11 protein-coding genes are annotated in these 11900 nt (G+C 70.6%); 7 read left to right on the forward strand and 4 right to left on the reverse strand.

Annotated features, from left to right (window positions below; genetic code table 11):
- Together DO944_RS15870 and DO944_RS05955 are read left to right on the forward strand one after the other, a co-directional pair.
- On the forward strand, positions 1–349 hold a 349-nt coding region (locus DO944_RS15870; RefSeq protein WP_258524585.1), incomplete at its 5' end, for an HNH endonuclease signature motif containing protein.
- 373 nt (positions 350–722) lie between these two features.
- A complete protein-coding gene (locus DO944_RS05955) occupies positions 723–959 on the forward strand; it encodes a hypothetical protein (protein WP_146752012.1) in 237 nt (78 codons plus the stop codon).
- Positions 960–976: 17 nt separating this feature from the next.
- Here DO944_RS05955 and DO944_RS05960 read toward each other — a convergent pair whose 3' ends face one another.
- Positions 977–1609, reverse strand: coding sequence for a LysE family translocator (locus DO944_RS05960; protein WP_112615661.1), 633 nt, complete (start codon positions 1607–1609; stop codon positions 977–979).
- A 156-nt stretch (positions 1610–1765) separates the two neighbouring features.
- Between DO944_RS05960 and DO944_RS05965 the strand changes: the two genes are divergently transcribed.
- From DO944_RS05965 to DO944_RS05990, 5 genes are all read left to right on the forward strand, one after another.
- On the forward strand, positions 1766–2779 hold the full coding sequence (locus DO944_RS05965; protein WP_112615663.1) for an amino acid ABC transporter permease: 1014 nt from the start codon (positions 1766–1768) through the stop codon (positions 2777–2779).
- On the forward strand, positions 2776–3543 hold the full coding sequence (locus DO944_RS05970) for an amino acid ABC transporter ATP-binding protein (RefSeq protein WP_112615665.1): 768 nt from the start codon (positions 2776–2778) through the stop codon (positions 3541–3543). Before DO944_RS05965 ends, DO944_RS05970 begins: the two co-directional genes overlap by 4 nt.
- Positions 3544–3596: 53 nt before the next feature.
- The gene (locus DO944_RS05975; RefSeq protein WP_112615667.1) at positions 3597–4589 is read left to right on the forward strand and encodes an ABC transporter substrate-binding protein; all 993 of its coding nucleotides are present in this window, start codon (positions 3597–3599) and stop codon (positions 4587–4589) included.
- A gap of 47 nt (positions 4590–4636) precedes the next feature.
- The gene (locus DO944_RS15750) at positions 4637–5689 is read left to right on the forward strand and encodes a GNAT family N-acetyltransferase (protein WP_220118280.1); all 1053 of its coding nucleotides are present in this window, start codon (positions 4637–4639) and stop codon (positions 5687–5689) included.
- A 125-nt stretch (positions 5690–5814) separates the two neighbouring features.
- Complete coding sequence (locus tag DO944_RS05990; RefSeq protein WP_112615669.1) at positions 5815–7422, forward strand: molybdopterin-dependent oxidoreductase; 1608 nt, start codon at positions 5815–5817, stop codon at positions 7420–7422.
- A 9-nt stretch (positions 7423–7431) separates the two neighbouring features.
- On the opposite strand, the gene DO944_RS05995 is transcribed toward DO944_RS05990, so the two are convergent.
- From DO944_RS05995 to DO944_RS06005, 3 genes are read right to left on the reverse strand one after another with little or no spacing between them, the layout of a single operon-like run.
- The gene (locus tag DO944_RS05995) at positions 7432–9321 is read right to left on the reverse strand and encodes an FAD/NAD(P)-binding domain-containing protein (RefSeq protein ID WP_220118283.1); all 1890 of its coding nucleotides are present in this window, start codon (positions 9319–9321) and stop codon (positions 7432–7434) included.
- Between the two features lie 13 nt (positions 9322–9334).
- Positions 9335–10657 (reverse strand): NtaA/DmoA family FMN-dependent monooxygenase, encoded by a 1323-nt coding sequence (locus tag DO944_RS06000; protein ID WP_112615671.1) that lies wholly within the window; start codon positions 10655–10657, stop codon positions 9335–9337.
- Positions 10654–11844, reverse strand: coding sequence for an LLM class flavin-dependent oxidoreductase (locus DO944_RS06005; protein WP_112616924.1), 1191 nt, complete (start codon positions 11842–11844; stop codon positions 10654–10656). Before DO944_RS06005 ends, DO944_RS06000 begins: the two co-directional genes overlap by 4 nt.
- Positions 11845–11900: the final 56 nt, after the last annotated feature.

Consider the following 11900-nt stretch of genomic DNA (forward strand, 5'->3'; position numbering starts at 1 on the left):
GTCGATGAAGAAGCTCTTAATGGCGCGGGATCAGCACTGCCGGTTCCCCGGATGCCGGCGGGCCGCGATCCGCTGCGAGCTCGACCACACCATCGATTACGCCCTGGGTGGGCATACCCACATCTTCAATCTCGCCCATCTGTGCCAGCGGCACCACTCGATGAAGCAATTCACGAAGTGGGAAGTCCGGCAGGTCGGCGGAGGGGTTCTCGAATGGACCTCACCCCTCGGCCGGGTCTACCGCGAAGACGTTCCCATACCGGCCGTCTGCTTCACGATAGACACCGCGGACCCGCCACCGGATGCCGCACTCGGCGGACCACCGCCGGGTGAAGCAGCACTCTTCTGACGCCAGCCGCGCCAGCCGATCGGAACCGCGCAGCAGCACGTGCGGCGATATCCCCTGACGTGTGCGCGGGCGCTATGCGAGGGTGGAGTGGACGAAGGGGTGCTCCGAGGTGACTGACCGGAATGCTGGTGGGTCGAATGCGGGAGAACGGACGGTCGCTCGACCTTCATACCGGCTGTGGCTCGCTGCCGCGGTCTTCGTCGGCGTCATCGCGCTCATTCCCGCGAGCATCATCAGCCTTACGGCGCCCAACCAGTCGGGTCCTCTTCGGTTCCTCGCCTACTCAGCCCTGTGGTTCGTGTGCGGGGGAGTGATCGGGGGGACTGCGATTCGAGTGCAATAAGCCGTCGGGTGGTCTCGAGCAACAGCGCCCTTGGTGTCGGTCGTGCTCGTATCCGTGCTCTGCGGCGCGACCACCCTGATCCTCCAACTCTTCGATCCCGGCGGGCATCTCGTCCACGCTGTGCTCGTGATCGCTGCGTTCGCGATGGCGGCCATCGCGTGCGTCACACTCATCGCCGCGTTCATCCCGGTCCGGTTCCGGTCGGCAACCGTCGTCGCGGTGCTCGCGCTCACTGCGGGCCTCTTCGCGGTAAGCACCCTCAGCTAGCGAGCCCCCCGACGTCGTCAGCTCTTCGCGCCCGCGAACGCGAGGGTTCCGCCGAGCCCGATCATCATCACGCCTCCCGCGCTCGCGAGCGTCGCCATGCGGCGCGGTGAGGTGGCGAACCACGCGCGCGCCGTTCCCGCCGCGAGCGCCCACAGGCTGTCGCTCACCACGGCGAGCACCTGGAAGATCAGGCCGAGCGCGAGGAGCTGCATCCAAATCGGACCAGCGCCGGGGGCGACGAACTGCGGGAGAGCAGCCACGAAGAACGCGATCGTCTTCGGGTTCGTCACACCGACGACGAACCCCTGAGCAAGCAGGCGAATCGGCGACGTACGCACGTTCGAGGGCGTGCGCACGTGCGCGTGACGGTGGCGGATCGCCTGCACCCCGAGCCACACGAGATACGCGGCGCCGACGATCTTGATGACCGTGAAAGCGACGACCGACGACGCGACGATCGCGCCGACCCCGAACGCCACCGCGAGCAGGGCAGGGACGTTCCCGAGCGCGTTTCCGAGCACGCTCAGCACGCCGGCGCGACGCCCGAGGGCGATCGATCGGCCGATGACGAACAGCACACCGGGGCCTGGGATCACGATGATGACGACAGCCGCGAGGAGGAACGCCAGCAGGTTCTCGAACGGGATCACGAACGAACGCTATCGGCCCGACGAGTCGCCTGTATTACGCCATGTCTCCGTGCGTGTCGCCGTGTGTGACGGCACCGCGACAGCGGCGCCCGCGCCGCTCTACTGTCGGGCGATCCGCAGCATCCGCTGCATCCGCGCCGTTCCGAGGAGATCCGCATGACCGACACCGTCTCGCGCGTCGACCGCACCGTCGGCGACACTGCGCCGACCGCGCAGCGCGTCGACCTCGGCGACATCCCCGTCGTCCGCACGCGGCACTGGTTCCGCTGGGCGATCGCCGCGATCATCGTGTTCGTCGTCGCACAGTTCCTGTGGTCGCTCGTGACGAACGAGAACTACGAGTGGGGCTACTTCGCGCAGTACTTCTTCTCCGACCCGGTGCTGCAGGGACTCGGCCTCACCCTCGTCTACACGGCAGTGTCGGCGACGATCGGATTCCTGCTCGGGACGGTGCTGGCGCTCGCGCGGCTCGCCAAGTCGCCGCTGCTGAACGCGGCGGCGTGGAGCTTCATCTGGTTCTTCCGCTCGGTCCCCCTCGTCGTACAGCTGGTCGTCTGGTACAACCTCGGCTACCTGTATCCGACGCTCGGGCTGGGCACCCCCTTCACGACCGACTTCTGGATCGTCGAGTTCCCGACGGTGCAGCTCATCAGCGCGTTCGCGGCGGGCGTGCTCGGCCTGAGCCTGCACCAGGCGGCCTACTCCGCCGAGATCATCCGCGGCGGCCTGCTCTCGGTCGATCAGGGCCAACTCGAGGCGGCCGCGGCCCTCGGCATCCCGCCGCGTCGCCGACTCAGCCGCATCGTGCTGCCGCAGGCCATGCGATCGATCATCCCCAACGCCACGAACGAGGTGATCGGCCTCGTCAAGGGCACGTCGGTGCTGTTCGTGATCGCGATCCCCGAGCTGTTCTACGCGGTGCAGGTGATCTACAACCGCAACAGCCGCGTCATCCCGCTGCTGCTCGTCGCGGTGGTCTGGTACACGATCATCACCACGGTGCTCAGCATCCTGCAGTACTACATTGAGCGTCACTACGCGCGGGGATCCGTACGAGTTCTGCCGCCCACGCCCGTCCAGCGCGCGCGCCGCTGGATCGCGGCGCAATGGGCTCGCCTCGGCGACGACGCGCCGGCACCCCGCCCCCTCGCACCCGGGGGAGAGTCATGACCATCGGTCTCGTCGAGATCCACAACGTCCACAAGAGCTACGCCGGAGTCGAGGTGCTCGGCGGCATCGACCTCACGGTCGAGCCGGGCGAGGTCGTCGCGATCCTCGGCGCGAGCGGCTCGGGCAAGTCGACGCTGCTGCGCACCATCAATCATCTCGAGTCGGTCGACCGCGGATCGGTCACGGTCGACGGCGAGTTCATCGGCTACGAGCAGCGGAACGGCAAGCTCTACGAGCTGCGCGAGAAGGCGGTGCTCGAACGCCGCACCCAGATCGGGATCGTCTTCCAGAACTTCAACCTCTTTCCCCACCTCACCGCCCTCGAGAACGTCACCGAAGCGCCCATCGCGCTCGGCCGGCTGACGAAGGACGACGCCCGCGAGCTCGCGCTCGGACTGCTCGACCGCGTCGGGCTCGGCGACAAGGCCGGTCACTATCCGCGCCAGCTCTCGGGCGGGCAGCAGCAGCGCGTCGCGATCGCGCGAGCGCTGGCTCTGAAGCCCAAGGTGATCCTGTTCGACGAGCCGACGAGCGCGCTCGACCCCGAACTCGTCGGCGAGGTGCTCGACGTCATCCGCGACCTGGCGCAGCTCGGGACGACGCTCATCATCGTGACCCACGAGATCGGCTTCGCCCGCGAGGTCGCCGACCGCGTCGTCTTCCTCGACGGCGGCCGGATCATCGAGCAGGGCCCGCCCGCCGAGGTGCTCGTCGCGCCGAAGCACCCCCGCGTGCAGGAGTTCCTCGCCAAGGTCCTCGCCTGACATCCCATCCCACCCCTCCACCCGCACCCCACTTTTCGAGAGAGACCCACAGCATGGCCATCAGTAAGAAGCAGGGCATCGCCGCCGGACTCGGCGTCGTCGCGGTCGCGGCGATCGTCGGCGGCATCGTCACTGCCGTGAACCTCAACCGACCCGCCGAAGCCGAGGCCGCGGCGCCCGCACCCACCACGGCCAACGTCGCGACCGACGACATCCACTGGGTGCACCTCGACGAACCCGTCGCCGAGGCCGTCGCCGCTCTTGAGGCGAGCGGGTTCGAGCCCGTCGAAGAGGGTAAGCTGACGGTCGCGCACTCCGCATACCTGCCGCCGCTCGGCTACATCCCCGAGGGCGAGACCCAGGCCGCGGGCACCGAGCCGAACATCGGCTCGCTCATCGCCGAAGCGCTCGGCCTCGAGTACAACCCGGTGGTCGTCGCGTGGGCCGACTGGCCTCTCGGCATCCAGTCGGGCAAGTACGACCTCATCACCTCGAACGTCACCGTCACGGAGGAGCGGAAGGAGCTCTACGACTTCGCGAGCTACCGCGAAGACCTCCTCGGCTTCTACGTCCGCGCCGACAGCGACATCGAGAAGATCGAGGAAGCCGCCGACATCTCGGGCCTGAAGATCGTGGTCGGCTCGGGCACCAACCAGGAGCAGGTGCTGCTCGCCTGGAACGAGGAGCTCGAAGCTGCCGGCGAGGCTCCCGCAGAGCTGCAGTACTACGACGACAACGCCGCCGCCGTCCTCGCGCTGCAGTCCGGCCGCGTCGACGCGACCTTCGGCCCCAACGCAACCTCGGCCTGGTCGGCCCGGGAGACCGGCGACACCAAGCTCGTCGGACTCGTGCCCGGCGGCTGGCCGCAGACCGCCAACATCGCCGCGGCGACCGCCAAGGGCAACGGCCTGATCGAGCCGGTGTCGATCGCGATCAACGCCATCATCGAGGGCGGCCAGTACGACGAGGTCCTCGAGACGTGGGGCCTCGAGTCGGAGCGCATCGAGAAGAGCGAGATCAACCCGCCCGGACTCCCCGCGTCGTGAACGGGTATGCGTCGTGAACAGGTCGCGGTGAAAGGTAGCGTCGCCTCGTGACATCGACCGCGACAGCGCTCACCATCCGGCTCGTCCGCACCGAGGAATTCGCTCGGGCGGGCGAGCTGACCGCGCGCGCTTACCAGCACAGCTACGACCGGCTCTCGGAGCAGTACCTCGACTCGCTGAGGGACGTCGCCGCCCGCGTGCGGATCGGAGATGTGTGGGTGGCGGTGGATGACGGCGAGATCCTCGGAACCGTCTGGGTCGCCCGTCCCAACCGTCCGCTCGCCGGCGTCGCGCAGCCCGGCGAGACGGACTTCCGCCAGCTCGCCGTCGCCCCCGAAGCTCGTGGCCGAGGAGTCGGCGAGGCGCTCACCCGGCACGTCATCGAGCTGGCCCGGCAGCGCGGATCGCATCGCGTCGTCATGAACAGCGGGCCCGAGATGACCGCCGCGCACGCGCTGTACGCCAAGCTCGGCTTCACGCGCCTGCCCGAGCGGGAGGGCCGGATCGAGGTCGAGCCGGGCCGTTTCATCGACCTGCTCGCGTTCGGATACGACCTCGCACCGGAGCCCCGCGCGGCAACCCGCACCACCGCCGGCGTCTCGGGTACGACGTGGCTGTTCGAGCACATCGACTACGACGACCCGCGTGCCGCGGCCCTGCGCGCCGAGATGGACCGCGAGGTCGGTTCGCGCTACGCCGACCGCTTCGACGACGCCGATCCCGAGGCCGCCGCCCGGTCCGCCCGCGCCTTCGCGATCGACCCCGCGACGATCGTCGCGACGGTGCTCGTGACGGATGCCGCGGGCGAGGCCGTGGGCCACGGCGCACTCCGCGACCTCGAGCACGACGGCATCCGGGATCTCGAGATCAAGCGCGTGTACGTCCACCCCCGTGCCCGCGGTCTCGGCGCGAGCCGGGCGCTGCTCGCCGAGCTCGAGCGCATCGCCCTCGATCGAGGCGCGGAACGCATCATCCTGCAGACCGGCGACCGCCAGCATGACGCCGTCGAGCTCTACGGACGCCTCGGCTACACGCCCATCCCGATCTACGCGCCGTACACCGAGTACGCGTTCTCCCGCTGCTTCGCCAAGCTCCTCTAGCCCCCGCCCCACCCCGTCCCCGCCGCCGAGCACGCACCATTTCCGCCGGATTTCCATCCGTTGCGGGTTCGGCGACGAAGAACTATGCACGGTACGAGTGATCTGCCGATCGAGAGGCGACAGCGATGGCGAAATCGACCGCATCCGCGAACGAGGCGAAGACCCGGCGCTGGGTCTGGGGCCTCTGGAGCGCGCTCGCCGGCATCGTCAGCGCGGCCGCCTTCCTCGCCGTCGCCGAGCTGATCGCGCTCCTCGTCGCGCGCGAGAGCAGCCCCATCCTCGCGGTGGGTGCCTTCGTCATCGACATCGTGCCGCAGCCGCTGAAGGAGTTCGCGATCGCGACCTTCGGCTCGGCCGACAAGGTCGTCCTGCTCGGCAGTCTCGCGCTCGCCGTCGTGATCGCCGCCGCGGTCGCCGGCATCCTGCAGTTCTTCGTACGGCCGTTCGGCGTCATCGTCATCGCCCTCGCCGGGGTGATCTCGACCGCTGCCATCATCACCCGCACCGGAGCCAGCCCGCTGGCGTTCGTTCCGCCGGTGATCGGAACGCTGGTCGGGGTATTCGTCCTCGTTTTCCTCATCACGCGCCTCCGGCGCTGGGCGGGCGCTGCGGATGCCGCGGAGGCCGACACCCCGGCCGCGCCGGCCGCCGAGCAGCGCGGCCTCGGTCGTCGATCTTTCCTCGTCGCGACGGGCGGCGTGGGCCTCGCGGCCGTGATCGTCGGCGTCGGAGCCCGCCTGCTCAATGCGACGACGGCCTCGGTCGACGCGCTCCGCCGCGAGCTGCGCATTCCCGAGCCGCGGTCGACCGTCACCATCCCCGACGGCGCCGAGCTCGAGGTCGAGGGCATCTCACCGCTCATCACCCCGAACGCGGACTTCTACCGCGTCGACACGGCGCTCACCGTCCCCTCGGTCGACCCCACCACGTGGCGTCTCGTCATCGACGGCATGGTCGATCAGCGTGTCGAGCTGAGCTTCGACGACCTCGTCGGCATGGGCCTGGACGAGTACGCCGTGACGCTCACCTGCGTCTCGAACGAGGTCGGCGGCGGTCTGGTGGGAAACGCCATCTGGCAGGGCGTCCCGATCCGCGACATCCTGCGCATGGCCGGCCCGCAGTCCGGCGCCGACATGGTGCTCTCGAAGAGCGTCGACGGCTACACGGCATCCACTCCGCTGGAAGCTCTGACCGACGATGCGCGGGACGCGATCTTCGCCGTGAAGATGAACGGTGAGCCGCTGCCGCTCGAGCACGGATTCCCTGTGCGCATGGTCGTTCCCGGGCTGTACGGCTACGTCTCGGCGACGAAGTGGGTCACCGAGCTCAAGGTCACGACGTTCGAGGCCGATGAGGCGTACTGGACCCCGCGTGGGTACGCAGCCGAAGCGCCGATCAAGTTCTCCTCCCGCATCGACACGCCGCGCACCGGCACCCCGGTGGCGGCGGGAACCGTCGCGATCGCGGGAATGGCCTGGGCTCAGACCGTGGGCATCGAGCGTGTCGAGGTGCGCATCGACGACGGCGACTGGCAGGCTGCGACGCTCTCCAACCCGATCAACGCCGACACGTGGGTGCAGTGGATGCTCGAGTGGCAGGCCGAGGCGGGAACCCATTACGTCGAGGTGCGCGCCGTCAACAAGGACGGCGACACGCAGATCGAGGAGCGCGCCCCGATCGCTCCCGACGGCTCGAGCGGCTGGCAGCGCGTCCTGGTGACGGTCTCGGCCTGACGCGGGGCGTCAGGGGAGTCGGACGAGCGGCACGGTGGCGCCCAGAACGGTGGCGACGATCGCGCCGGCGGTGCGGTCGGTCTGACGGATCGACAGAGCGTTCGAGTTCGGGCGCGTGAACGCCCCGCCCTCCGGAAGCGACGTGAAAGGGCCGAGCGCGAAGACGGATGCCGCAGGCACGCCGTCCCGCTCCAGCACCCGGCCGTCGGCGTCGGTCAGCACCCGCAGCGCGGAGCCCTGCCGTTCCGCGAGCGCGCGGAGCACCGGATTGTCGCTGGCGGCAGCCCCCGGCCCGGGCAGCCACGCGTCGACGAGGCTGCGGGCGACCGTCTCGCCGGGAGCACGACGGCTCGACGCGATGAAGCCGCGCCCCGGCTCGACGCGCACGTCGACTCCCGGTCCGAGGAACCGCACGACGCCCGCATCCGCGAGGGCCAAGAGCTCCCGGAGGCGATGCGGGGGCGGGCCGCTGGCGACGTAGCTGAAGAAGGTGTGCCACCGCACCGGCAGCGACACCGTCCGCGAGTGCTCGTTCCATCGTTCCGCAGGGATCTCGGCAAGGGCGAGGAACGACAGCAGCGCGGCGAGGAAGACGCCCTGCGCGGCGCTGCGTTCCGGGGCCGTGCGCAGATGCAGGTCGGTGACGATGTGCTCGCGCACCCGCCCGTGAGCGTCGTCGCGGCCCGCGAAGGTCGCGTCGGCGAACGGCCGATCCAGCGACGCGACGTCGAAACGGTCGAGGGGGTCGGGAACCGCCGCCGCGATCGCGTCGAGCAGCGCGGGGTCGTCCCACGCGTGGGAATGCAGCACCACGCGGAACGACGCCCAGTCACCCACGACGCGGTCGGGGTGCCCCGTGAACAGCTCTCGGTAGTGCCCGTGCAGCAGCTCGCCCGCGATGAGCGGCCACACGTCCGCCTCGAAGTCGACCTCGCCGGGCCGCGCGAGCAGCGCCTCGATGGCCGTGGGCGTCAGCACCTCGCGCTGGGGCGCCTCGCCCCGCAGCGTCGACGACACCTTTGAGCGGTAGGGCACGCCCCGCCGCGACCCGAGATGCAGGCGCGGCTCGCTTCCCGACGGCACGTACCGCAGCTCGTCGCCCTCCTCGAGGAAGCGACCCCCGCGGCCCTGGGTCAGCAGCACGACGAGATCGACGGCAGCGAGTCCCATGCCCCGGACGATCACGTCCTCGCCCGCCCCGAGGTGCGAGAGGTCGGCATCGGCGGTGAACGCGGGCGGGACGTACTGCAGCCCCGCGCGCCGTGTGGCGTCCGCGAGCTGCGCGGTCGCGGCATCCGGTTCGCGTCCGTTGTGACCGACCGCGAAGACGACCGCGTCGGCGTCGAGCTCGAGTCCGTTCGCCAGCGTGACCCGGTTCGCCTCGCTCACCCGCACCACCGTGTCGCGGCGCCATCGCACCGTGACGCCCGGGGGCGCCTCGGCGATCGTGCGGCGGGAGAACCACTCCAGGTAGTAGCTGTGCAGCCGCCGCGTGGGAAAGCTGTCGCCGCGCAGCCCGCGCGCCTCGGCCGCGGCGACCTCGTCGTCGATCTCGATGCCCCGGCCGGTCGCGGTCAGCTCGCCGCTGCGCCAGAGTTCGGCCCATTCGATGAGCGAGGGCCCCGGCCGGATCGGACCGTCGATCGTGCAGCTGTCGTCGGTGAAGACCGTCACGTCGCGCGCCATCGAATTGAGCTTCAGCAGCGGCGACTGCGCTCGCCGCCAGATCCGGCCGGCACCGGGGGGATGCGGGTCGATCAGCTCGACGTGCAGCCGCGGTGCACCCACGGTACGAGCGTCCGCCGTGCCCGCAGCGGCGTCGAACCGCGCGACGATCCGCTCGAGGAGCATGATCGCGCGCGGGCCGGCGCCCACGAAGACGAGCCGATGGACGCTCACGCGAACCGCCGCGTCATCGCACCGGCGCAGCGGCGGGCACCGCGGCCGGCAGCCCGAGCAGGTCGCGCAGCGTCGCGCCCTCGTCGTACGAGTCGCGGTACGACCCACGTTCCTGCAGCAGCGGCACCACGCGCGTGGCGAACTCGTCGAGGCCGTGGGGGGTCAGGTGGCCGACGACGGTGAAGCCGTCGGTCGCCCGCTCCTGCACGTAGCGGTCGATCTCGCCCGCGATGTGCTCGGGCGTGCCCACGAACGTGTGCTTCGCCGTCAGCCGGATGACGAGCTCGCGCACGCTCAGCCCCTCGGCCTCCGACAGCTCCCGCAGCGACGCGATGCGCGCTTGAACGGCTCTGTGGCGATTCGCCCAGCCGCGCGCGGTCTCCGAGCCGGTGTCGGGCTCGACGTCGGGCAGCGGACCGTCGGGGTCGTAGTCGCTGAAGTCGCGACCCCACACCTGCTCGAGGTAGGTCAGCGCCTGCTCGGGCCGCACCTGCTGCAGAGCGATCTCACGCGACCGCTCGCGCGCCTCGGCATCCGTGTCGCCGATGACGAACGTCGCGGCGGGCAGGATCTTCAGCGAGTCCTCGTCGCGACCCCAGGCGGCGAGGCGCCCCTTGACGTCGTCGTAGAACACCCGGGCGGCGTCGAAGTCCTGGTGCAGCGAGAAGATGACCTCCGCGTGCTCGGCCCCGAAGTCGCGCCCGTCGGCGGAGTCGCCGGCCTGCACGATCACGGGGCGCCCCTGCGGCGAGCGGGGTACATCGAAGAGGGCGTCGACGTCGAACTGCGGGCCGGAATGACGGATGCGGCGCGGCAGCGCCTCGCCCTCGTCCCACGAGTCCCAGAGCTTCTTCGACAGCGCGGCGAACTCCTTCGCGCGCTCATAGCGATCGGCGTGGTCGAGGAACCCGCCGCGGCGGAAGTTCGCGCCGTGGAAGGCGTCTGAGCTCGTCACGGCGTTCCAGCCGGCGCGGCCGCCGGACAGGTGGTCGAGCGTCGCGAGCTGGCGGGCGAGCTCGTACGGCTCATTGAACGTCGTGCTCAGCGTGCCGACGAGACCCACGTGATCGGTGACCGCGGTGAGCGCGGCGAGGATCGCGAGGGTGTTGGGTCGTCCGAGCACGTCGAGCTCGTGCACACGGCCCTTGTGCTCGCGCAGCCGCAGGCCCTCGGCGAGGAAGACATAGTCGAAGAAGCCGCGCTCGGCCGTGCGGGCGAAGTACTCGAATGCCGCGAAGTCGATCTGGCTTCCCGAGGCGGCATCGGTCCAGACCGTCGTGCTGTTCACGCCGGGGAAGTGGGCGGCCAGGTGGATCTGGCGGGGCGAACGGCTCACAGGGCGACCTTCTCTCGTGCCGGGGCGGAATCGTGCGTCGGGGCGGCGTACCGGCTGGCGGGCCGCGGCAGGCCGAGCCGGCCCCGCAGGGTGGCCGCGTCGTCGTCGCGCAGCACGCGGGTCGCGCGCAGCAGCGGGGCGAGGCGCTCCGCGATCGCGACGACGTCGTCGGGCTGACGTGCGGGACGCAACCGCACGCCGTCGACGCCGGTCTCGGCGAGGGCGCGGAGGTGCTCGGCGACCTCGGTCGGCGTGCCGGCGACGATGCGCGCGTCGGAGTGGAACTCGGCCCCGGCCAGGTCGTCGAGCCGCGCGAGCGCATCGCGCGCGGCGGCCGGAGTCTCCGCGACGAGCACGATCACGTCGGCGAACACGCGCAGCCGCTCGCGAGCGCGGCGGAGCTCGGCGGCTGCTCCGTCGAGCTCGGCGAGGATGCCGGTTGCCGCGGCCGCGTCGTGGGGCGTGATGAACACGACATCGGCGTGCTCGGCCGCGAGGCGGAACGGCACGGTCTGGTGCGCGAGCACCGAGATGATCGGGCGACCCTGGGGCGAGCGGGGAACGATAGACGCGCCGGTGATCGAGAAGAACTCACCCGCGAACTCGATGTTGTGGATGCGGTCGGCGTCGACGAAGCGTCCGCTCGCGGCATCCCGGATGATGGCGTCGTCCTGCCACGAGTCCCAGAGGCGCCCGAGCGCGTCGGCGACCTCGCCCGCCTCGCGGAACCCGGTCTCGAGGTCGATCGCGTCGCGCCGTCCGAAGTTCGCACGCTCGGCGGTCGACCCGCCGACGACGAGGCACACGCCCGCGCGGCCGCGACTGGCGACGTCGAGCGTCTGGATGCCGGTGGCGACGTGGAACGGCTCGGTGTGCGTCGTCGTGACCGTCGGGATCAGGCCGATCCGATGGGTGACCGGCGCGAGCGCCGAGGCCAGCAGCACCGCGTCGATGCGCCCGTGCAGGCGCCGGGGGTCGGGGTCATCGGCGTTCTCGGAGCGCTCGGTCAGCGAGAGCGCGTCCTCGATGGTCGCGAAAGCGACGCCCGCCCCGTCGAGGAGGCGCACCTGGTCCGCCCAGTGCCGCGGTGTCGTGAGTGACCGTGGCGAGAGGCCGGAATCACGCCATGCGCCGGGGTGCCAGCCGGCCCGCTCGAGGGCGACGGCGAGATGGATGCGGTGAGACATGAGCCCACTGTCGACCTCGGCCCGAGCGGTGCCAAGGCCGCGCGTCATCCGGCGAC

The sequence above is a fragment of the Microbacterium sp. SMR1 genome, assembly GCF_003289625.1.
Lineage (GTDB): Bacteria > Actinomycetota > Actinomycetes > Actinomycetales > Microbacteriaceae > Microbacterium > Microbacterium plantarum.

Bases quoted from the DNA above. Each gene is read 5' to 3' on its own strand.
- DO944_RS05965 (WP_112615663.1), top strand. From the start codon at position 1,766: ATGACCGACACCGTCTCGCGCGTCGACCGCACCGTCGGCGACACTGCG.
- DO944_RS05970 (WP_112615665.1), top strand. From the start codon at position 2,776: ATGACCATCGGTCTCGTCGAGATCCACAACGTCCACAAGAGCTACGCC.
- DO944_RS05975 (WP_112615667.1), top strand. From the start codon at position 3,597: ATGGCCATCAGTAAGAAGCAGGGCATCGCCGCCGGACTCGGCGTCGTC.
- DO944_RS05990 (WP_112615669.1), top strand. From the start codon at position 5,815: ATGGCGAAATCGACCGCATCCGCGAACGAGGCGAAGACCCGGCGCTGG.
- DO944_RS06005 (WP_112616924.1), bottom strand. From the start codon at position 11,844: ATGTCTCACCGCATCCATCTCGCCGTCGCCCTCGAGCGGGCCGGCTGG.